Below are 19,908 nucleotides of genomic sequence, written 5' to 3' on the forward strand. Positions count from 1 at the left end.
CACTTGCGTGTCCCCCTGACGTCCGGCACCTGGACTTAGGGTACGCTAACCAATGTGGGCAAGGTGAAAGCCAAGAAGGTTTCCAAGCTGAAACCGAAGAAGAAATGCTGCCGTAAGAAGACGCGCTGCATCAAATGCCCTGTTGTCATCATGCGGATGAAGAAGGCCGAAGCCGCGGGCTGCTGTGGCAAAGACCTCAAGAAAGCCTTGAAACTGGCGCGCGCCGCGTAGCGAATTGGGTAGAACGGGGTGATGAGCACCCCACTGCTTACCGACGCCGAACTCTCCGACGCGCTCGCCGGCTTGACCGGCTGGACCCGCTCCGGCGACACCATCACCCGCACCGTCCAAGCCGGCTCGTTCCTGGACGGCATCGAACTCGTTCGTCAGGTCGCGGAGATCGCCGAGACGATGAACCATCACCCCGATATCGACATCCGCTGGCGCAAGCTCACCTTCGCGCTGTCCACCCACGACTCGGGTGGTCTCACCGGCCTGGATATTTCGCTGGCTCGGGAGATCGATCGGCTGGCCGCGCAGTCCGATTCGACCGGCTGACCCAGATCATCCAGCCGAACAGCACCAGCACACCGAACAGGTCCACCGCACCGAGCCAGGCCAGCCAGCCGGGCCGGGACACATCCCAGATCGAGGGTTGCGCGAACGACAGCACCCACGGCACGCCGACCAGCATGGTCAGCAACCAGAACCCGGCCAGGATCCGCGCGCCCGGCGCCCGCCGCAGCGGGCCGTGCACCAGCCACAGCACCGTCGGCAGCAGCCACACGAAGTGATGCGACCAGGAGATCGGCGAGATCATCAGCCCGAACAGCTGCACGATGATCAGCGTGCCCAGCCGGTCGTCGGGGCCCAGGGTGCGCCAGGCGGCGAAGCCGAGCGCCGCGATGGCGAGGACACCGGCGAGGTACCAGGCGCCGGTCTGCACGTCGTAGCCGATGATCCGGCTCAGCGCACCTCGCATCGACTGATTCCACACCGACCCGACCGGACCGATCCGGTCGGCGTCGCCGAGCAGCGTGCCGAAATAGCGCTTCGCCTCGTGCTGGTTGATCAGGAAGCTGATCCCGACGGTCAGCCCGAACACGACCGCCGACCACACCGCCGCACCCCAGCGCCGCCGCGCCACCAGATACAGGCCGGTGATCGCCGGGGTCAGTTTGATGCCCGCGATGATGCCGACCAGCCCGCCCGACACCCACCAGCGCGAGCTGCGCGCGGCGAGCATGGCGCCCAGCACCAGGAAGACATTCACCTGCCCGTAGTCGATCGTGGTGCGCACCGGCTCCAGCCAGACGCCCACCGCGGTCCAGCCGACAGCCGCTGCCTGCCAGCCGGTTTCGCGCATCCGCTCCTTGCCGAGCAGCAGTTCCAGGCTGATCCGCACGATGCCGTAGAGCGCGGCCACGGTGGCCAGCAGCCAGCCGATCGCGATCACCTTGAACGGCAGGAAGTGCAGCGGATAGAACACCAGCGCCGCGAACGGCGGATAGGTGAACGGCAGCGGGAAGTCGGGGGTCTTCTCGGAGTAGGTGTAGTCGTAGAGCTTGTCGGTGAGCAGCGCGGCCGAGCCGTCGACATAGACGTGCAAGTCGACGAGATTCATCCCGTTCTCCGACAGCAGCATCCACAGCAACCGCGCCAAGACGGACAGGCCGAGTGCCAGCACCGCCCAACGCAGGCGGGCGGTGGCGGCCGGACGCTCGCTCTCTGGGATCACTTCGCAGGCTTTCGATTCGGTGCGGGGCATGGTGATTCCCGCGAGATGTTCGGGGCGTTCGGCGGCAGGGTCTGAAAACTCCGACTACATTAACCGCAGCGCGGAGGCCCACAAGGCGGACGCCCCGGTAGGACCACTCATCAGGGCCCTATAGTGATGCCCGGCGTTGACCCTGTCGTCGGCGTAATTGCTGATAACATCTGCATCACACATCACTCGAGTAACACCAGATCGCGCTAGGTTCTGATCACACTGTTCGTCCAACGCGCACCACTCGGACACCGCAGCTGTACAACTCGGTGGCCTTGTCCCTAGAGTGACCCCGAAACGATGGGTTTTCACCCCATCGCTCCAGATGTACCCGAAGGTAAGGACGGCTAGACCAGTGCTTCGCAACCGAGGATCGCGGATCGCATTGACCGCTCTCGCCCTGGCCGCGAGTGCTTCACTCGCTGCGCCCACCGCCATTGCGGCCCCGGCGCCCGCGTCCACCGCGGTTTCGAACGACATCCCCATGGTGCCCGAGGGAATTCCGGTGGATGCGCTCGCCGCGCTGGCTCCGGCCATCGTCGGTTCGATCACCGGCCCAGCCAAAGACATTGCCGATGGTGGCCCGCAGGCCGCCATCCTGGCCCAGGCCCGCGCCCTGCTGGCCACGCTGAATCTGCCCCCGCAGATCAAGGCCACCCTGGAACGGATCATCACTTTCCTGGACGGTAGCGGCGGCGGTGGCCCGACCCTCCCGCAGGACGGCCCCGTAATCGCGCAGTTCCTGTACCCGAGCATCGGCAAGGGCTGCATCAGCGCCTCCGCCGACTCGATCGGTACCGCCCTCGCGGTGCCCGGCCCGGCCCAGCTGCCCCCGCCCGGACCGAAGGCCGGCCAGACCGGTTTCGTGTTCACCGCGCTCGGCACCAAGTCGCCGACCGCCGTGCAGAACCCGCCGATGACCGTGCAGTGGATGAACCTGAACACCGGCAAGTCCGGCGTGCAGGCCCTCACCGACGAGGCCAAGATCAACCCGGAGGGCCCGGCTACCCTGTCGGCCATCGCCGACACCGGTTCCGGCCGCATCGTCGCCGTGGTGGGCGGTTCGCTGACCACCCAGGCCGCCGACGCCGAGCCGCGCACCTGCTCCTTCCTGCCGATGCTGGGCTTCTTCAACGTAGCTTGATATTTGCCGAAACCCGGTGGTCTCGCGACCGCCGGGTTTCGTCGTCTCCGGACCCTGTCGATACCGCGAAGATCCCGCCGCACTGTGGTAGACCGGGCTCATGGCGACTGTCGACAAACTGCTGCGCCCCGGCCACTCCATCCGGAGCAGGCGATCGCACCGGTCGATCCTGTCCATCCGATCCGAGGGCTCCATCCTCTCCATCGGTTCCGCCTACTCGGTCCTGTCCATCGGCTCGGTCGGCTCCGTGCTGTCCATCGGCTCGGTGGGCTCGTTCGGCTCGGCGATCTCCTCGTTCTCCTTCAGCAGCCTCGGCTCGGCCTTCTCCGGCCTGTCCCGGTGGTCGCTGTTCTCCTGGCGCGGTGATCATCAGGCCCCGGACACCAGGCCGAACCTGCGCGTCGTTCCGGACGACGAACCCGACCTGCGCGTCGCGCCGCTGAGCCACAGCCAGACCTAGCGGTTGCGCTGCGGTGAGCGGGATGCCATTCTCGTGTTCGTGATCAACACTGATGGAAAGGGCGTCCTGCGCCCGGGCCGTTGAGCCCCTCGGCCACGTTCGTGGCCCATGCCTTGTCTCTCGCTGCCCTGCACGGTCCCGGCCCCTGGCCGCGTGACGGGTATCCGCTTCCGGATGAAACTCCTGGCCGAAAACTGCTTTCCAGTGTGGTTTTCGATGGCGTGAGCTCGCACCACTTCCAGGTCGAATCCCAGTCTGCCGCCGAGTTGGCCGACCAGGTGCTCATCAACCTGGACGATCCTGCCCAGTTGCTCGAGGTATTCGCGGGTCTTACAGCGGTCCGCGTCGCCGACGATCTGGTGCTGGAGTTGCGATCCCGGCCGGTGCCGCGCGAAAAGCTCCGCGTCGCAGCCAGATTCGTCGCCGAGCACGCCACCCGCCGGGAAGTCGCCAAGCTCGGCATCGTGCTGCTCGGCATCAGCGGCGACCAGCGCGACAGCGAACTCCTCCAATTGCTGGGCAGTCTGGAAGAATTCGCGCTCTTCGCAGTCGTCGCGCTGATGAACACGCAACCCGACCGGCAGCGCGCGGTGTTCGAGCTGGCCAAACGCCTCGATGGGTGGGGCCGGATCCATGCCGTCGAACGATTGCGGGGGTGCTCGGACCCGGAGATCAAAGCCTGGTTGCTGCGCGAGGGTTACAGCAACGGAGTGCTGGACGAGTACCTCGCCTACATCGCCGCTACGACCGGTGGGCTGTACGAGGCATTGCTCGACGACGATATCGACGACGCGTTGCTGGACGGAGCGGGGGGTATCCTGCGGGCCCTCGCCAATCTGCGCGGGCCGACGGCGAACATGCGAAGCTACGACGACGCCGTACCCGTCATGCACCGCTTCGCCGAACACCTCGACCGGGCCGCGCCTACGCTCGGACGGCTCCGCACCGCACAGTCTCTCCAAGAACTGTGCCGCCAAGACGATTTCGAGTGGCCCGAGGAAGAGCCCGCACGGCTACAGGCCCGATATCAGGACCTGCTGAGCCAACCGCGGTGGCGTGAACTGGTGCTCGGCGAACTCGCCGACGAAGCGCCAGAACATCGTGGCAGGTTCCACGTCGCCCTCACGTGTGCGGGGAAGCTTGGTATGGATGTCTTCGCACATGCCCTCGACCGCCTGCGAAACGGCAGCGATGACGCCTTCATCTGGCAGTGGGCGATGGACGAGGCCGACGAGACGACGGTCGAGCAGGTTGTCGCACTCGCGGAAGAGATACTCCCGCTGGATAACCTGGCATCGGGACCAACCGAATCCCTCGGTCTCGGCCGAGATTTCGAAGCCGACATGGCCCTCGAATTCGTAGTACGGCCCCTCAGCGAGTACCCCGGCCAGGGCAGCAGATTGCTCCCGGTCGCATTGTCCAACCGTGTCATCCGCTGCCGCCGCGCAGCCCTGGGGGCCCTGCGAGCCTGGCCGCCGGAGCAACGCCCACCCGAGGCCCACGCCTGGATCACCGAGGCCGCCGAGCGCGAACCCGACCCCGACCTCCGCCGCGAACTCCTCGCGTTCCTAACGGATTGACCGAGCGGCACACCCATTGCGCCCCAACCGCACTGGGTGTGCCTACCGTCCCGAGTGGCCGTCGCGGAATTTCTCGGACGCTACGGGTTCACCACTGTCCGTAGGACTCGGCCAGGATGTGATTGAGATCGACGCCGATACCGTCGACCACCCGCTTGTCGATTTCGAACTGATGCAGCTGCGCGGCGGGGTGCACATAACCCTGCGGTGTGCCCCAATTGTGCTGCCAGAAGTAGGAACCGAGCCCGGCGGCGATGGCCCAGTCGATGGTGGGGGCGTTGGCGTAGACGCCGGTGTTCTGGTGACCGGCCACCGACTCCCAGCCTTCGAGGTACGGCCGGACCATGGCGTCGAAGTCCTCGATGCTGGGGTTGTCGTCGATCGAGGTATAGATCGGGCGATCGGCGGGACCGCCCGCTTCGAGATGTAGCTGCAATCCGCGCTCAGCGTGCCGCTGACCCGCTTCGAAACCGCCGCGCCAGTCCGCGGTCGGGCCTTTGCCGAATTGGTAGCAGGAGACGACCTGCAGGCCCGCAGCCCGCAGCGCCTCGGCTTCACCGGCGAGCAGGGGTTTGCCCAGCATCCATTCCGCGCCGGGACGGCGATCGGACACGTAGCGGATGGCGCCGAGATGCCCGGCCTGCATGATCGCATCGACCGAAGGCACGCCGCCCGCGTAATCGAGCAGGGTGCCGAGCGGTTCGGCGGAAACTCGCGGTGCGGTCAAGCCCACAGCGGCCACCGCGGCGGCACAGGTGAAAAGGGAACGCCGGGATAGATCCATTACGCAGACTCCTTCGCACCAACCGCGGGAAGAAATTACGCACCTTTATGGGCAGCGTGCCCGGCGCACCTTCCCCAAGGTGGCTACATTCCTGCAGCCGCGCGCCGGGAGCCTCGAACGTGTACTCATTTCACCACATTCACAGGGGAACCGCCAGGCTCATCGGGCACATTCGCCACATGAGTCCCACTGGTCACTAGCGCGTAGCAGTGCCGCCGACACGGGCCGCGACGTCGATGGTCCGGCCCGAAGCGTCGGCCAATTCCTTGCGAATGACGCTTGCGACCTGCGCGACAACTTGTTTCTTGATGCCCGCCAGCGCACCGAGCGTGGCGGCGCGCATGCCCTCCGCCTTGTATTCCAGCTGAATGTCCTCGGTGGCGAGCGGGTCGACATCGATGACGATCGCCAGCGGGTCGGCGGCGCGCGCGGTCAAAACCAGCGGGACGCGCACATCGGCGCGGTAGCGGTTGGATTTCAAGACATCGACGGTGATGTCCAGGCTTACCGGCAGCAACAGGTCGAAGGAGACCTCCTCGGCCTTGCGGTCGGTCAGCTCCGGTTCCAGGATCGAGCCCTGCACGTGCACCGTGGCCTTCTTGCCGGGGCCGGTGCGCAGCGGCCCGACCTCGATCGGACGACCGGCCATCCGCCGCACGACGTCGAAGACCCGGTCCCGGGTGACGATGCGTTCGAAGAAGCGGTGACCGAACTCGCCGTAGTCGATCCAGTCGAAATCGACTTTGTCGCGATGCGGGGACTTCGTGCCGCCCACGATGGCCTCGACATCGAAGACCCGCCCGCGCCGCGCCTGCGGTTCGGACAAGATCGCGTTCACCCGCTTGGCCACCTCGTTCTGCACCACCCCGGCCAGCGGCCCGAGCAGCCATTCCCAGGAAGCGGCGATCGCCTGGGCGCGCAGCACAAAACTGACGTCACGCGCGGTGATCGGCGGAATGTCGATGACGATGAGCACCGGGTCGGCGGCGCGCGCGTGCAGCGCCAGATCGATTTCGACCACGGCCGCCAGCCGCAGCTTCTGCCCGCCGAGCAAGACCTTCACCGACAGCGAGAGCGGCACGGTGACCTGGAAGATGACGTGCGGGTCCTGCCGGAGCACGACCGGCGCACCGACCTTGCCCTCGGCGACGAATCCGGCCAGGCCGGCGGGGCCCAGCGAGTACGGGCCGATGGACACACCGCGACCGGCCATACCGGCCACCGCGGCCACGATTCGCTCCTGCGTCACCGCCTGGGCGACGAAGCGTTCGCCGAATTCGGCGTAGTCGATCCAGGTCGAATCACTACTCAAAGCGTCGATCGGCTGCAATGTTCCGGAACCCTTACCTGAAGACGGACACCGGACACGCTACGCGAACTAGGTGTCGGGAGGCCTGCGCCGCCCTGAACAAGGCGGGATCCCTGTCCTGCTGATGAGGGGGTAGCAGGACAGGGCCCCTAGTCGACAGCGCTGCCGGGCGCTGCCTACTCCATGGTAAGGCGCGGGCGAAGACTCGCCGATTGTTAGCGCGCCGAGTATTCGAGCTGAACAGCAACGATTTTCACCGTTGCCGACGGCTCAACTGTGCAATCTGCCAAGACCGACCACACCGGGTACGTCCGCGAGAACAAATCGGCTGATTCGCACATCGTCGAATTCGTTGCCGCCGATCGTGGTGACGACGCCGTTGTCGTAGGCCAGCACGATGTTGGTGTGCTGAGTGAACGGGCTGCGGTCGCTGTAGAGCAGCACGTCACCGGTGCGCGGCGGATAGCGGGACAGCCCGGTGAATCTGCCGGTGCGCTCGTAGTACTCCTGCAGCGTGTAGACGCCCGGAATACGCCAGGATCCGGAGTTCGGGTTGGCCAGCGGCAGACCGGCCTCGCGCATGGCCCAGCTGACGAAGTCGGCGCACCACGGTTCCTCGCGGCCCTCGGCGTATTTCGTCCCGGCGCCGGGATCCTTGAACTCCCGCTGCAGGACACCGATCAGCCGGGACTGATCGGCGCTCAGGCTCGTCTTGTCGATGGCCGGGAACTCGGTGAGGTTCTCCCCCACCACCGCGTATTCGCCCGAATGCTGTTGCCACAGGCGCACTCCCAGCACGGCGGCGACGGCGAGCGCGACGACCACCACGATCGACGCGACCCATCGGCCGACCTTCTGTGTCTTCATGCTCCCCCGGCCTTCGGTCGTCTCCCTGCCAAAGTAGACGAATAAGGGAGCCGAACGGTTCCCGGTGCGATCAGGATTCGGTCTTTTTTCCCATCGGGATGCACGCGGTCAACGCGATCGCCACGACAGCAGCGGCCATCGCGATGAAGAAGGTGGTGTGGAAACCCTCCCGCGAAGGCAGCACATGCGCCCCCAGCTGGATGGTCATGTGCGCCAGCACCACGCTCATCACGGCCGAGGAGGTCGAGGTGCCGATCGAGCGCATCAGCGAGTTGAGGCCGTTGGCGGCGGCGGTTTCGGTGATCGGCACCGCGCCCATGATCAGCGCGGGCATCGCCGCGTAGGCCAGGCCGACACCGCCGGCGCAGATGATCGAGGCCAGCATGATCTGCCAGACGCTGTCCATCAGCAGCACGGCCAGCAGGTAACCGGCAGCGATGACGGCCGAGCCGAGCATCAGCGTCACCTTCGGGCCACGCGCCGCCGACAGCCGCGCCGAGACCGGCGACAGCAGCATCATCACGAGCCCGGTGGGGGCCATGACGAGTCCGGCGTTCACCATCGACAGCCCGAATCCGTAGCCGGTCTGCTCCGGCGCCATCAGCAGCTGCGGGAAGGTCAGCGACATGCCGTAGAGCGCGAAGCCGACCGCGATCGAGGCGACATTGGTGAACAGCACCCGGGGCCGCGCCGACACCCGGATGTCGACCAGCGGGGCGGCCTGGCGCAGTTCGTAGTAGCCCCAGCCGAGGAACACCACCAGCGCGACCGCGAACAGCGTCAGGATCGACCCGCTCGCCCAGCCCCAGTCCGCGCCCTTGGTGATCGCGACCAGCAACGCCAGCAGGGCGATCGAAAGACCAACGGCGCCACCGAAATCGAAGCGCGCGGGGGTGCGCACCGGTGATTCCGGGACGAAGAAGAACACCAGCGCCGCACACAGCACACCCATGCCGGCCGCGGTCCAGAACAGCATGTGCCAGTCGGCGTTCTGCGCGATGGCGGCGGCGACCGGCAGGCCGACCGCACCGCCCACGCCGAGGGTGGCGCTCATGATCGCCATCGCCGAACCCACCTTCTCGGCGGGCAGTTCGTCGCGCATGATGCTGATGCCGAGCGGGATGGCGCCGACCGCCGCGCCTTGCAGCGAGCGTCCGATGATTTCGGGCAGCAGCGAGGAGAAGCTCGCGCACACCACCGAACCGGCGATCAGGAACAGCAGGTTCACGAACAGCACCCGGCGCTTGCCGAACATGTCGCCGAGCCGGCCGCTGATCGGGGTGAACACCGCGCCCGCGAGCAGCGTCGCGGTGATCACCCAGGACGCGTTGGACGGCGAGGTGCTCAGCATCGTGGGCAGCGACGGAATGATCGGGATGACCAGCGTCTGCATCAGCGAGACGACTACGCCGACCATGCCGAGGGTCGCGATGAGCACGGCGGGCGCGGGGCGACGAGTCCCTGGACTCGAGTCGGTGTCTTCCACGCTGGATTCGGCAATGGTCATGCATGTGTACGGTACACATCCTATGTATTGTGCACAATTTGCTATCGGCGTGAGACGGCCGACATAGTGGTGCCATGTCCGACGAGCTTGCGGCGCTGCCGCGCCTGGTCTACGAGATGACCCTGCTCTCCCGGCACTTCCCCACCTCGGTGCTACGCCGGCCCGGCTTCCGGCTCGACCGCTCCGCGTATCTACTGCTGACCCGGCTCGAACTGGACACCCCCCTGAGCCTGCGCGAACTGTCCGAGGCCTTCCGGCTCGACGTCTCCACCATCAACCGTCAAGTGGGCTCGATGCTGAAACAGGGTCTGGTGGAACGGGTTCCGGACCCCGACGGCGGTGTCGCGCGCAAGATCCGGGCCAGCGCCAAAGGTTTGGAATCGCTCGCCCACGATCGCGCGCAGAGCCGCGAGGGCATCGGCACCGTGGTAGCGGACTGGGACCAGGCCGATGTCGAACAGCTGAGCAAACTCGTCGCGCGGTTCAACGCGTCCATCGAAGCGAAGGAAGACAACCCCTGGCCCCGGCCCTAGGGCGGACATCGATGCGGACAATCGGCGCGAACCCGTTGTGTCCGTAGCCGATCCCACTAGGTTGGGGACCGTGGGACAGCACCGCAGCACAGAACCCTCTACCTGGCTTTCCTGGGACAATTACCTCATCGGTGTCCTAGGCCTGGTGATCGCGGCGGGCCTGGGCACCTCGGCGGCGATCCTCGCCGATTCCGGGCATGCCACCGCCGCCGTCGTGCTTGCGATCGTGGCCGCGGCGTGCGCGCTCCCCGCCGCCCTGCAAGCTCTCGGCGAACTACTCGCGGGGTTGATCCTGGTCGGCATGTTGCTGGCCGGTGTCCTGCTGTTGCCCGCACTGCTCGTCAGCCGGCGAGCCCGGCGCTGGGCCAAGCGGCGGTGGACCAGCACGTGGCGCTGAGTCACCCAGTGCCCCAGCTGGATTGACTTCCGTACCTGTGGCCCCACCAGTACCTATTCAGGGTTTCGACGTGTGCTTTCGGAGCTAGTCGGGTTCACTGAAGACCATGGGCCCATTACGAATTCCGGTCTCCACCGCTTCCCTGAGAGGGGTCGACTGGCTCGTCGACGCGAGCAAGCAGCAGCGCGTCATCCTGACCAGCGAAGGCCGCCCGGTCGCCGTCGTCGACGCGTGTGACCGTGCGCCACAGGCATTTCCGGCCGTCGACCTGGCGCGCGCCTGCGCGCGGCTGGGCGTCGACGAGGCGCGGGTGCGGGAACGCATCCGGCGGCTCGCCAGCCGGTAACTGACCGACAACTGAGGGCCTCGTCCGCGACGGGGCCCTATTTTGCTGTGTCCCACCGGGTCAAATGACGTTTGAGCTGCCGATTGCGAGGCACTACCGGAACAACAGACGCTCGTCGAAGGAGAATGCGGTGTCGTCCGGAATGTTGGCAGTAGTGGTTATCGCGGTGGTAGTAGTCCTCGCGCTGTTAGGCCTGTTGCTCTGGCCGATGCTGCGCCGGCGGCGGCTGCGGGAAAAATTCGGGCCCGAGTACGACCGGACCTTGCAGGAAGCCGAGGATCGTAAAGCCGCCGAACGTGAACTGGCGCAACGTGAACGCCGGCACTCCGAACTCGAGCTGCGAGAACTCCCGCAGGAACGCAAAGAGCAGTACCTGATGGAGTGGGCCGGAGTCCAGGAGAAGTTCGTCGACCATCCGGCCGAGGCCATGGTCGCCGCCGACCGGCTCGTCACCACCATCATGGCCGAGCGCGGCTATCCCACCGAGAGCTACGACCAGCAGGTCGCGGACCTGTCGGTGCAGCACGCCGCCACCCTCGGCCATTACCGGACCGCGCACGAGATCGCGACCCGTCGCGACGAGAACGGCGCCTCCACCGAGGAAATGCGGACCGCGATCGTGCACTATCGCGAACTCTTCCAGGACCTGATGAACGGTCACTCTCAGCACAGTAAGGACATCAAGTAATGAGCACCAAGCACGTCCATGGCGTCCAGCCCTCGGATTCCGAGACCCCGGTAGATGATTCGACCTACACCAAGCCCCACGACGCCGAAGAGGATCAGCCGATGCCCGGTGACGACCCGGACAACTGGTCCGGCACGCACCACACCGACGAGGCCGCCGAATCGAGATCAACGGAGGCATCGCAGACCGGCACATACGAGCCGGCCACCGAATCGGAATTGAACGAGGAGTCGGATCGGGCGCAGTACCGCCACGAGGCCGACACCGAGCAGTCACCTGCTGTCGAGAAGGATCCCGGCTACGGGACTTCCGCGGAAACCGAGACGCGCGAGCCGATCGCCGCCGAAACCGAAACATACCAGCCGGTTGCCGCCGAAACGCACGAGCCGGTCGCTGCCGAAAACCAGCAGCCGACGTCCGGCGCGACCGACGGCGATGCTGGCGGACCGCTGTTCGCCGATAACGAGGTCGAGCGCCTACGCACCGAATGGCGCGAGCTACAGGGCAATTTCGTCGACAACCCGCACGACGCCGTCAGCCGGGCGCAGGAACTCGTCTCGGAAACGATCGACCATCTCACGGCTACTTTCGCCGAGCGCAAAGAAACCCTGGGGCACCGCTGGACCGATAACGCCGATACCGAAGACCTCCGCCACGCCCTTCGCGGCTACCGCGCGTTCTTCAACCAATTGCTGACCACCGGCCCGACGTCGTAGCGCGATCGGCCGACTCGCACGCCCCCTGTGGATCGCACAGGGGGCGTGCGTTCGTCTAATGGCTCCGCGCCACCGGGTGTTCGGCAGCATCCAGCACCGCGAGGTAGGCGAAGACCAGCGCGGGGCCGATGGTCGCGCCGGGACCGGCGTAGGTGTGACCCATCACCGGAGCGCTGGCATTGCCCGCGGCATACAGGCCTTGGATGCTGCTGCCGTCGGCGCGCAGTACTCGGCCCACCGAGTCGGTGACCAGCCCGCCTTTGGTCCCGAGGTCGCCGGGCACCAGCTTGGCGGCGTAGAACGGGCCGCTGTCCAGGGCACCGAGATTCGGGTTCGGGCGCTGACGCGGATCGCCGTAGTAGCGGTCGTAAGCGCTTTCACCACGGCCGAAATCCTCGTCCTTGCCGTGCTTCGCGAATTCGTTGAAGCGCGTGACCGAGGCTTCGAGCTGGTCGGCGGGGACGCCGATCGCCGTTGCCAGTTCCGCGAGGGAATCCGCGCGCGTCACCGCGCCGGACTTCAGCCAGCGGCGTGGGATCGCCTGGCGCGGCGTCAAACCCGCGAACGAATACCGGTTGCGGTAGCGCTGATCGAAAATCAGCCAGGCGGGGAGGTTTTCACCAGGACCTTCGCCCTGGCCGTTGTGGCCGCCGTACATCCGGTGCGTCGCTTCGACGTAGGGCAGTGATTCGTTCATGAACCGCTCGCCACGGTCGTTGACGACGATGCTGCCCGGCAGATTGCGCTCGGCGAGGCAGAACCAGGGCACCCGGGGTAGCGGGATCGACGGCCCCCACCAGGCATCCGCCATGAATTCGACCGCTGCGCCGAGCGATTGGCCCGCGCGGATGCCGTCACCGGTGTTCGCTTTCGCGCCGACGGTCCAGTCGGTGCCGATGGGTTCGCGCTGATACTGCCGGCGCATCTCCGCGTTGTGCTCGAAGCCGCCCGCCGCGATCACCACTCCGCAGCGGGCTTCGATGAGTTGCTCGACACCGTCCCGCCGGACCATGACGCCGGTGACGCGGCCGTCGTGCTCGCGCAAGGCGACGAGCGGGGTGTCCAGCCACAGCGGGACATTCGCTTCCAGGAGCCCGGCGCGCAGCATCGCCATCAGCGCCTGGCCGCGGGTGAGCAGATGCTGGCGCAGCAACTGACCTTTCGCCCAGCGCGCGCCGATACCGATCGACCGGAACAGGAAGCGTGGATTGCGCAGGCCCAGGTGCAGTTGCCGGAAGTCGGCTTGGGTGAGCACGAAATTCTTGGGTCCCGGTGCGTAGTCCGGCTCCAGCGTGGCCAGTTCGGGGCCGAGCCGCCGGGCGTCGAACGGTTTCGGTTCCACCGATCGGCCGTGCGCACGTCCGCCGGGCGCTTCCGGGTAGTAGTCCGAATAGCCGGGCACCCAGCGCATTTCCAACGGCGAATGCTTCGCCAGAAAGTCGAAGACCTCCGGACCGCGATCGATGTAGGTGTTGATCCGCGCCGGGTCCGCGTGTTCACCCACGATGCTTGTCAGATAGGCCCGGGCGTCTTCGAGGTCGTCCGCTGGGGCCTGTCGGCGCAGCGCGGAATTCCCGGGGATCCACACTCCACCCCCGGAGCGGGCCGAGGACCCGCCCCAGTGCTGCGCCTTTTCGACGATGAGCGCGCTCAGGCCGTGGTGTGCGGCGGTGAGGGCCGCGGCCATCCCCGCGGCTCCCGATCCGACCACGACGACGTCGACATTATTGGTGTCCTGCATCTTCGGTCCTCGTATCTGTTCTGTTGTAGATCACGCCGTGAACAGCGCTTTCAGCTTTTGCTCCACCGTTTGCCGAGCACTGCGGCGAGCGCCCCTTCGATGCACACCGGCAGCGAGGCCGCGGCGTTGTCCGCACTGCGCAGCCATTGCAGATACCCGAACTCGGCGGCCGCGAGCATCAAATGCACCAGCAGCCCCGGCTTGCTGTCCGTCTGCGGATCGCAGGACATTCGCTGTGCGACAAGCTCGATCAACCTGGCCCGATGTTCCGGCGGCACCAGCGCGACCCGATCGAGCAGATGCGGCGCACTGCGGAACGCGGCCCGCCACTGCTCCAGCTCGGCGGCCGCCAGCGCGGTGGACCGGGTCAAGATCGCCTGCGCCAGCGCGACATCCGCGGTTTCGGTGCCCGGCCGCTCCTCCAGCAGCGCGGCGATGCCCGCGCCACCCTCCCGCACCGGGTCCAGCAGCAGATCTTCCTTACTGCGCACATGCCGGAAATAGGTACTCGGCGAGATTTCCGCGGCAGCCGCGATCTGCTCGGTCGTCACCGCGTCGAATCCCTTGCGCGCGAACAACTCGAACGCCGCGCGCTGAATGTCCGCGCGCACCTGCCGCCGCTGCCGCTCCCGCAGCGAAATCGATCCACTTGCCATAGTTGGAAGTATCTCCACATATGACAGTCTCTGTCAACCAGATACAGACTGTCAGTTTGAGCTGAATAGCTGCACGCCAGCGCGAAACGGTCGCGAGCAGGGCAGCCGGTCTCGCGCGGGGGCGGGGCAGCGGGTCTCGCGCGGGGGCGGTGGACCCCATAGGCTGACGCCGTGATTTCCGGGAGGACAGTGGTCGACGGGCGTTTCGAGTTGATCGAACCGCTCGGCAGTGGGGGCATGGGGACGGTGTGGCGCGCACTGGATGTGATGCTGCATCGGGAGGTGGCGCTCAAGGAGGTGCGGCCGGATGTGTCGCCTGGGGCCAGTTCGCCGGCGGTGCAGCGGGAGCGGGTGTTGCGGGAGGCGCGGGCGCTGGCACGCATCGGGCATCCGAATGTGGTTGCGCTGCATCACATTGTGAATTCCGAAGCCGAGGCACACCCGTGGATCGTGATGGAGCTGGTGCGCGGCCAGAGCCTGGCCGACCGGCTGGCCGCGGGGCCGCTGCCGGTGGGGATAGCGGCGCGACTAGGGCGGGGCATACTCGCCGGGCTGCGCGCCGCGCACGGCGTGGGGGTGCTGCACAGGGACATAAAGCCCGCGAATGTGATGCTGCGCGAGGATGATTCGCCCGTGCTCACCGATTTCGGGATCGCCGCGATCGACGGATTGAACGGGCTGACATCCACCGGCCATCTGGTCGGATCGCTGGAATATGTTGCGCCGGAACGACTCGGCGGCAAAGAAGGCCATCCGGCGTCGGATCTGTGGTCGCTGGGGTTGGTGCTCTACGTCGCGGTGGAGGGATTCCATCCAATGCGGCGTGAGACCACCGTCGCGGTGCTGGGGGCGGTCCTGTCCGGTGAGATTCCGCCACCACGGCGCGCCGGTCCGCTGGCACCGGCGCTGGAAGCGCTGCTGGTACGCGATCCAGAGCATCGCCCGTCGGTCGAACAGCTGGATCAGCTACTCGCACAGGCGATTGCCGCGACCTCGGTGCCGTCGATGCCACTCGCCGCGATGCCGCAGCAGTTCGCCGGGCAGGAATCGACAACGCGCACCTCGGTCACTCCGCATTCCACGCCCGGCGGCCAGTACCTGGCGAGTCCACCGGCGAGAGCCGTTGCGGAGCGTCGTCGGCGCGGCCTCATCCTCGGAGGAATCGCGGCCTTGCTGATCGTCTCGGCCACCGTGCCGATAGCCCTGTGGACGACGACGCCGGACACCTCGGCGGCGCAACCGACAGAACCCGGGACTGTGCCCAGCCTCGCCCCCACCCCGGACACCCCAACGGACACTCCCACGCCCGCGCCTGCCGACAGCCCGAGCCTGCTCACCCCCGATGGCATCCGGCAGGCGATCGCAGCGCTCGAAAAGATCTCCGGCAGTGCGGAATTCACTGACACGACGATCTACCCCGACTTCATCAACACCGGTGCACCGCTACAGAATCGCCCCACGGTCTACGACACGTACAGCTTCCACCGCGAAACCTGGCTCGCGACCCGCACCGGCCCTGGCGGCACCCGGACCGACCCCGCGATCCGGCTCGGCTCGATCAACTGGGACCTGCTCCCCGAGCTGTTCCGTAGCGCGGAGGAGAAGATCGGTCTCGCGAACCCCACCAACCGCTACATCATCATCGACAACTGGTCGTTCAACGACGACAAGCCGACGCTGCGGTTCTATCTCAGCGATGAATACGGCGACGGCGGCTACCTCGCCACCACCCTCGACGGCACCTTCGTCCACGTGGTCACCGCCGAAGGCTGACCGGTCCGGACATGACAGTGCGGGTGGTGGTCGCGATCGCGACCACCACCCGCACTACGTCCCGTCAGCGGTTCTGGTAACCAGCCTGGCGGGCCTCGTCGATGTCGGCTTCCGCACGCGCCTTTTCGGCGGCGGCTTCCTTCTTGGCGGCCTCACGCTGGGATTCGGCCTTGTCCTGCTGGGCGCGGCCCTCTTCCTTGAGGCCCTCGTTACCGGTGACGATGCCGGTGGCCTCCTTGGCCTTACCCTTCACGTCCTCGACGACGCCTTCGATTCCTTCACGAGGACCACTTGTATGTTCGGGCACAACTACCTCCAATATCAGGCAACGGCTGACAATCTCGGCATACCCGTCCCACGGAAGCGAAACGTGTCCGCGTAAAACAACCCGCGTTGTGCCTGGTCAGCTCGACTGTGGCGGAACCCACAAGATATTCGGAGCGGTCAGACAGGAATGCCCGCCGGGCGGATGGGTACGCTGACGGGCACTCGCTGTGGAAACGATCGGTCAGGGAGCGATGCCCATGCCGTCGGCCAGCAGCGGCCACGACTTGTGCAGGGCCTCTTCCCAGTACGGCCAGTAGTGCGTGCCGACCGGGTTGAACTGGTAGGTCGCGGGGATGGCCAGCGAATCGAGCCGGTTCTTCAGGTTCATCGTGCAGGCGTTGGTGGCGCCCTCGATGATCATGCCGAGGCTGAGGTTGACCGCGCCCATCGGGCCGGGCGACTGGTTCAGGTAGTACAGGACGTCGGCCGCGACCGGGATGCCGCTGCCGCTGGCCAGGTAGAGCTTTGTGCCACGCAGCTTCTCAGCGTTGATGACCGGATCGTTCTCCACCCACAGCGGGCTGTCGTCCGGCCCGTACATGTTCTCGGTGTCGCCACCGGCCCAGGTCTCGACCGAGAACTTCACGGCCTGCTTGCCGATGGGGTCGGCGATCTGCGCGCACCCGCTGTAGGCGGCGACCGACTTCCACAGGCCCGGCTTGGCCTCGGCCAGCTGCAGCACCGAGGTGCCGGAGGTCGACAGACCGGCCAGCGAGTTCAGGCCGGTGGAATTCAGGGCCTTGTCCAGCAGCGGCGGCAGCTCTTCGGTGAAGAAGGTCTTCCACTTGTTCATGCCGAGCTCGGGGTCGGCCTGCTGCCAGTCGGTGTAGTAGCTGCCACGGCCGCCAATCGGCAGAATCACGTTCACCGGCTTGCTGGACAGGAACTGCAGCGCGTCGGTGCGGGCCTGCCAGCTCGCGCTGCCTTCGCCACCGTCGAGCCCGCTCAGCAGCCACATGTTCGGCGCGGGCGTGGACTCGTCGATCGGACGCTGCACGTCGACCGGGATCTCGGTGTTCATCGCGGCCGAGTAGACCTTCAGATGCCAGTTACGTCCCTCTTTGACAATGGAGGTAACGGCCGAGGGCTTTTCCGGGGCCGCCGAAGCGGTGCCACCGAGCAGCGTCGTCGTCAGAGCGGCGGCAAGTGCGACCGCGGCGGTGTTGCGTAGGGCAGAAAGCTTCACCGAATCTAAGTCTGTCGCCGAAGCCGAACTGTTACGCAACAGTGCTGTTCATCACCTGCGCGACCGGTCAGGAATCGAGAAGCTCTAGAAGGTGCCTCGCACCTAACGTTGATAGCAACAGCAAAAACGCCAAAAGAGCTGGGAATTCGGCTCTATTGTGACGGAGGAAGACAATGACCGATAAGCAGCGCAAAGCCGGCACCCCCTCAGCGTTCTCGATCTGGATGCAGAAGAAGATGAACGCCCGGATGAACCGCAAGGTCCGCAAGGGCAAGGGCGGCTTCGCGGGCATGGAGGTCTTGGTCCTGAACACCGTCGGATCGCGCAGCGGCGAGCCCCGCGAAACCCCGGTGGCCTGGTTCGACGACGGCACCGGCGGCCGGCTGCTGATCGCCTCCGGCGGCGGCAGCCAGAATCCCGCCTGGTACACCAACCTGATGGCGCACCCGGACCAGGCGACCATCGAACTGCCCGACAGCAACGGACCGGTCGCGGTGCTCCCGCAGCGCCTCGAGGGCGCCGAGCGCGAGCAGGCGTTCAAGATCATCACCGCCGCGCAGCCCCGCATCGGGAAATATCAGAGCAAGTCCGACCGCGAATACCCGATCGTCCGCCTCTCCCCGCGGTAATAACCCGCGGCCGCGTTTATCGGATCAGGACAGTTTCTGCAGGTGGAAATCGCCGTCATCCGGGGCGGCGAGCATTGTTTCCATGGTGGCGCGATCGAAAGGCAGCAGGTCGATGCTGCCGCCTTCGGTGAAGTACCAGGAATTGCAGCCGGTGTTCCAGACGGTCGGGCCGAGCGCCTCGGTGACTTCGGCGTCGAAGCGGTCGGTGGCGGCGTCGGTGACCTCGACGGTGTCGAATTCACCCGCACGCCAGCGCTTTATCCAGGCGGTGATGTAGCGGGCGGTGACTTCCGCGGCGTGGTGCAGCGGGATCGAACCGGTGGGCGAGTTGGGGCCGAGCACCGTGAACAGGTTGGGGAAACCGGGCAGGGCGGTCATCCGGTAGGCCCGCGGGCCCTTCTGCCAGGCGTCGTCGATCGAAATCCCGTCGCGGCCGCGGAGATTCATCGGCCGCATGTAGTTGTGCGCCTGGAAGCCGGTCGCGAACACGATCAGGTCGACGGCGTGCTCGCGGCCGTCGGTGGTGCGGATGCCGGTCGAGGTCACCTTGTCGATGCCCGCGGAGACCAGCTCGGTGTTGCGGGCACGCAGCGCGCGATAGTAGCTGCCGGACAACACTTGTCGCTTGCACAGCGGCTCGTAGTCGGGGGTGAGCTGGGCCCGCAGCTCCGGGTCGCGCACCTGAGCCCGCAGACTCAGCCGGGCGTACTCCTGGACCGCGCGCCGCCGCCAGCTGGGCCGGGTGACGATATCGGTGAACAGCTTCGCCCCGGCCATCCCCGCCTGGTACAGCTTCTTGTTGATCTCGGGCAACCGATCCAGCACCGCGCCGACGACCCCAGGCTGCGGCAGCCACATCGGCGCCCAGATGACCCACTGCGGGCTGCGCACGAAATGCGTGAGCCGCGCCGCTTCCGGTTGCAACGCCGAAACTACCTGCACGCCAGTGGAACCGGTGCCGATGACGGCGATCCGGCGGCCCGCGGTCGGCACCGCGTCGTCCCAGCGGGCGGTGTGCAGCACATCGCCGGTGAACTCGTCCAAGCCAGGGATCTCCGGCATGGCCGGATGGTGCAGCACGCCCGTGGCCGCGATGACGAAATCGGCCTCGTGCACGGCCCCGGCCGCGGTCTCCACCCGCCACCCGGCACCGGTGAACTGGGCCGCGACTACCTCCGAGTCCAACCGCACGTGCTCGCGCAGCCCGAACTGATCGACCACATCGCCGAGATACCGCTGAATCTCCGGACCCGGCGCGAACACCTGCGACCACTTCGGGTTCGGCGCGAAACCGAACTGGTACAGCTGCGAGGGCACATCACAGGTCAGGCCCGGATAGCGGTTCCAATGCCACACCCCACCCACGTCGGATCCCTTCTCCAGGATCACGAAATCATGGAACCCATTGCGCTGCAACGTAATAGCACTGGCAATACCGGACACACCGGCACCGATGATCACGATGCGCGGCTCCCGACACCTCTTCATGCCCAACCT

At 66.4% G+C, this 19,908-nt stretch carries 22 protein-coding genes; 12 read left to right on the forward strand and 10 right to left on the reverse strand.

Annotated features, from left to right (window positions below; genetic code table 11):
• The first annotated feature begins 54 nt into the window (after positions 1-54).
• Positions 55-231: a hypothetical protein gene (locus tag IBX22_RS11945; protein ID WP_194815335.1), complete on the forward strand. Its 177-nt coding sequence runs from the start codon at positions 55-57 to the stop codon at positions 229-231.
• A 21-nt stretch (positions 232-252) separates the two neighbouring features.
• Complete coding sequence (locus tag IBX22_RS11950) at positions 253-558, forward strand: 4a-hydroxytetrahydrobiopterin dehydratase (protein ID WP_194815336.1); 306 nt, start codon at positions 253-255, stop codon at positions 556-558.
• On the opposite strand, the gene IBX22_RS11955 is transcribed toward IBX22_RS11950, so the two are convergent.
• Entirely contained in the window at positions 488-1,768 is a 1,281-nt protein-coding gene (locus IBX22_RS11955; protein WP_194815337.1) for a mannosyltransferase, read from the reverse strand. The genes IBX22_RS11950 and IBX22_RS11955 overlap by 71 nt on opposite strands.
• Positions 1,769-2,123: 355 nt before the next feature.
• Between IBX22_RS11955 and IBX22_RS11960 the strand changes: the two genes are divergently transcribed.
• The 3 genes from IBX22_RS11960 to IBX22_RS11970 all read left to right on the forward strand — a co-directional run bounded on the left by IBX22_RS11960 (position 2,124) and on the right by IBX22_RS11970 (position 4,952).
• Complete coding sequence (locus tag IBX22_RS11960; RefSeq protein ID WP_194815338.1) at positions 2,124-2,912, forward strand: hypothetical protein; 789 nt, start codon at positions 2,124-2,126, stop codon at positions 2,910-2,912.
• A gap of 100 nt (positions 2,913-3,012) precedes the next feature.
• Positions 3,013-3,372 carry a hypothetical protein gene (locus tag IBX22_RS11965; protein WP_194815339.1) on the forward strand — a complete coding sequence of 120 codons (360 nt, stop codon included), beginning with the start codon at positions 3,013-3,015 and terminating at the stop codon, positions 3,370-3,372.
• Between the two features lie 221 nt (positions 3,373-3,593).
• Complete coding sequence (locus tag IBX22_RS11970; protein WP_194815340.1) at positions 3,594-4,952, forward strand: hypothetical protein; 1,359 nt, start codon at positions 3,594-3,596, stop codon at positions 4,950-4,952.
• 88 nt (positions 4,953-5,040) lie between these two features.
• Here IBX22_RS11970 and IBX22_RS11975 read toward each other — a convergent pair whose 3' ends face one another.
• The 4 genes from IBX22_RS11975 to IBX22_RS11990 all read right to left on the reverse strand — a co-directional run bounded on the left by IBX22_RS11975 (position 5,041) and on the right by IBX22_RS11990 (position 9,419).
• Positions 5,041-5,736: a DUF1906 domain-containing protein gene (locus IBX22_RS11975; protein ID WP_194815341.1), complete on the reverse strand. Its 696-nt coding sequence runs from the start codon at positions 5,734-5,736 to the stop codon at positions 5,041-5,043.
• 196 nt (positions 5,737-5,932) lie between these two features.
• Positions 5,933-7,048, reverse strand: coding sequence for a hypothetical protein (locus IBX22_RS11980; protein ID WP_228538306.1), 1,116 nt, complete (start codon positions 7,046-7,048; stop codon positions 5,933-5,935).
• A 267-nt stretch (positions 7,049-7,315) separates the two neighbouring features.
• Positions 7,316-7,912 carry a CHAP domain-containing protein gene (locus IBX22_RS11985; protein WP_194815343.1) on the reverse strand — a complete coding sequence of 199 codons (597 nt, stop codon included), beginning with the start codon at positions 7,910-7,912 and terminating at the stop codon, positions 7,316-7,318.
• A 70-nt stretch (positions 7,913-7,982) separates the two neighbouring features.
• Complete coding sequence (locus IBX22_RS11990; RefSeq protein ID WP_194815344.1) at positions 7,983-9,419, reverse strand: MFS transporter; 1,437 nt, start codon at positions 9,417-9,419, stop codon at positions 7,983-7,985.
• A gap of 74 nt (positions 9,420-9,493) precedes the next feature.
• On the opposite strand from IBX22_RS11990, the gene IBX22_RS11995 reads away from it, so the two are divergent.
• The 5 genes from IBX22_RS11995 (at position 9,494) to IBX22_RS12015 (ending at position 12,099) form a co-directional block, all read left to right on the forward strand.
• On the forward strand, positions 9,494-9,952 hold the full coding sequence (locus IBX22_RS11995; RefSeq protein ID WP_194815345.1) for a MarR family winged helix-turn-helix transcriptional regulator: 459 nt from the start codon (positions 9,494-9,496) through the stop codon (positions 9,950-9,952).
• 70 nt (positions 9,953-10,022) lie between these two features.
• Positions 10,023-10,349 carry a hypothetical protein gene (locus IBX22_RS12000; RefSeq protein WP_194815346.1) on the forward strand — a complete coding sequence of 109 codons (327 nt, stop codon included), beginning with the start codon at positions 10,023-10,025 and terminating at the stop codon, positions 10,347-10,349.
• A gap of 106 nt (positions 10,350-10,455) precedes the next feature.
• Positions 10,456-10,695 (forward strand): hypothetical protein, encoded by a 240-nt coding sequence (locus IBX22_RS12005; protein ID WP_194815347.1) that lies wholly within the window; start codon positions 10,456-10,458, stop codon positions 10,693-10,695.
• 130 nt (positions 10,696-10,825) lie between these two features.
• Complete coding sequence (locus IBX22_RS12010) at positions 10,826-11,383, forward strand: hypothetical protein (protein WP_194815348.1); 558 nt, start codon at positions 10,826-10,828, stop codon at positions 11,381-11,383.
• Complete coding sequence (locus IBX22_RS12015; protein WP_194815349.1) at positions 11,383-12,099, forward strand: hypothetical protein; 717 nt, start codon at positions 11,383-11,385, stop codon at positions 12,097-12,099. The genes IBX22_RS12010 and IBX22_RS12015 overlap by 1 nt, the downstream gene beginning before the upstream one ends.
• A 55-nt stretch (positions 12,100-12,154) precedes the next feature.
• On the opposite strand, the gene kstD is transcribed toward IBX22_RS12015, so the two are convergent.
• Positions 12,155-13,840: a 3-oxosteroid 1-dehydrogenase gene (gene kstD, locus IBX22_RS12020; protein WP_194815350.1), complete on the reverse strand. Its 1,686-nt coding sequence runs from the start codon at positions 13,838-13,840 to the stop codon at positions 12,155-12,157.
• A 50-nt stretch (positions 13,841-13,890) separates the two neighbouring features.
• Complete coding sequence (locus IBX22_RS12025) at positions 13,891-14,496, reverse strand: TetR/AcrR family transcriptional regulator (protein WP_228538307.1); 606 nt, start codon at positions 14,494-14,496, stop codon at positions 13,891-13,893.
• A 171-nt stretch (positions 14,497-14,667) separates the two neighbouring features.
• Here IBX22_RS12025 and IBX22_RS12030 point away from each other — a divergent pair, with 171 nt between their 5' ends.
• A complete protein-coding gene (locus IBX22_RS12030; RefSeq protein ID WP_309234550.1) occupies positions 14,668-16,269 on the forward strand; it encodes a serine/threonine-protein kinase in 1,602 nt (533 codons plus the stop codon).
• Positions 16,270-16,333: 64 nt separating this feature from the next.
• On the opposite strand, the gene IBX22_RS12035 is transcribed toward IBX22_RS12030, so the two are convergent.
• Together IBX22_RS12035 and IBX22_RS12040 are read right to left on the reverse strand one after the other, a co-directional pair.
• Entirely contained in the window at positions 16,334-16,576 is a 243-nt protein-coding gene (locus IBX22_RS12035; RefSeq protein ID WP_194815351.1) for a CsbD family protein, read from the reverse strand.
• Between the two features lie 201 nt (positions 16,577-16,777).
• A complete protein-coding gene (locus IBX22_RS12040; RefSeq protein ID WP_194815352.1) occupies positions 16,778-17,782 on the reverse strand; it encodes an alpha/beta hydrolase family protein in 1,005 nt (334 codons plus the stop codon).
• Positions 17,783-17,955: 173 nt separating this feature from the next.
• On the opposite strand from IBX22_RS12040, the gene IBX22_RS12045 reads away from it, so the two are divergent.
• Positions 17,956-18,411: a nitroreductase family deazaflavin-dependent oxidoreductase gene (locus tag IBX22_RS12045; protein WP_194815353.1), complete on the forward strand. Its 456-nt coding sequence runs from the start codon at positions 17,956-17,958 to the stop codon at positions 18,409-18,411.
• A gap of 24 nt (positions 18,412-18,435) precedes the next feature.
• Here IBX22_RS12045 and IBX22_RS12050 read toward each other — a convergent pair whose 3' ends face one another.
• Positions 18,436-19,899 carry an NAD(P)/FAD-dependent oxidoreductase gene (locus IBX22_RS12050; protein WP_194815354.1) on the reverse strand — a complete coding sequence of 488 codons (1,464 nt, stop codon included), beginning with the start codon at positions 19,897-19,899 and terminating at the stop codon, positions 18,436-18,438.
• Positions 19,900-19,908: the final 9 nt, after the last annotated feature.

The organism is Nocardia sp. XZ_19_385 (genome assembly GCF_015355755.1).
In the GTDB taxonomy this organism is placed as follows: domain Bacteria; phylum Actinomycetota; class Actinomycetes; order Mycobacteriales; family Mycobacteriaceae; genus Nocardia.

Excerpts from the sequence above, each read along its gene's own strand:
- IBX22_RS11950 (WP_194815336.1), top strand. The coding sequence starts at position 253 with ATGAGCACCCCACTGCTTACCGACGCCGAACTCTCCGACGCGCTCGCC.
- IBX22_RS11955 (WP_194815337.1), bottom strand. The coding sequence starts at position 1,768 with ATGCCCCGCACCGAATCGAAAGCCTGCGAAGTGATCCCAGAGAGCGAG.
- IBX22_RS11965 (WP_194815339.1), top strand. The coding sequence starts at position 3,013 with ATGGCGACTGTCGACAAACTGCTGCGCCCCGGCCACTCCATCCGGAGC.
- IBX22_RS11975 (WP_194815341.1), bottom strand. The coding sequence starts at position 5,736 with ATGGATCTATCCCGGCGTTCCCTTTTCACCTGTGCCGCCGCGGTGGCC.
- IBX22_RS11985 (WP_194815343.1), bottom strand. The coding sequence starts at position 7,912 with ATGAAGACACAGAAGGTCGGCCGATGGGTCGCGTCGATCGTGGTGGTC.
- IBX22_RS11990 (WP_194815344.1), bottom strand. The coding sequence starts at position 9,419 with ATGACCATTGCCGAATCCAGCGTGGAAGACACCGACTCGAGTCCAGGG.
- IBX22_RS11995 (WP_194815345.1), top strand. The coding sequence starts at position 9,494 with ATGTCCGACGAGCTTGCGGCGCTGCCGCGCCTGGTCTACGAGATGACC.
- IBX22_RS12005 (WP_194815347.1), top strand. The coding sequence starts at position 10,456 with ATGGGCCCATTACGAATTCCGGTCTCCACCGCTTCCCTGAGAGGGGTC.
- IBX22_RS12015 (WP_194815349.1), top strand. The coding sequence starts at position 11,383 with ATGAGCACCAAGCACGTCCATGGCGTCCAGCCCTCGGATTCCGAGACC.
- kstD (WP_194815350.1), bottom strand. The coding sequence starts at position 13,840 with ATGCAGGACACCAATAATGTCGACGTCGTCGTGGTCGGATCGGGAGCC.
- IBX22_RS12025 (WP_228538307.1), bottom strand. The coding sequence starts at position 14,496 with ATGGCAAGTGGATCGATTTCGCTGCGGGAGCGGCAGCGGCGGCAGGTG.
- IBX22_RS12045 (WP_194815353.1), top strand. The coding sequence starts at position 17,956 with ATGACCGATAAGCAGCGCAAAGCCGGCACCCCCTCAGCGTTCTCGATC.
- IBX22_RS12050 (WP_194815354.1), bottom strand. The coding sequence starts at position 19,899 with ATGAAGAGGTGTCGGGAGCCGCGCATCGTGATCATCGGTGCCGGTGTG.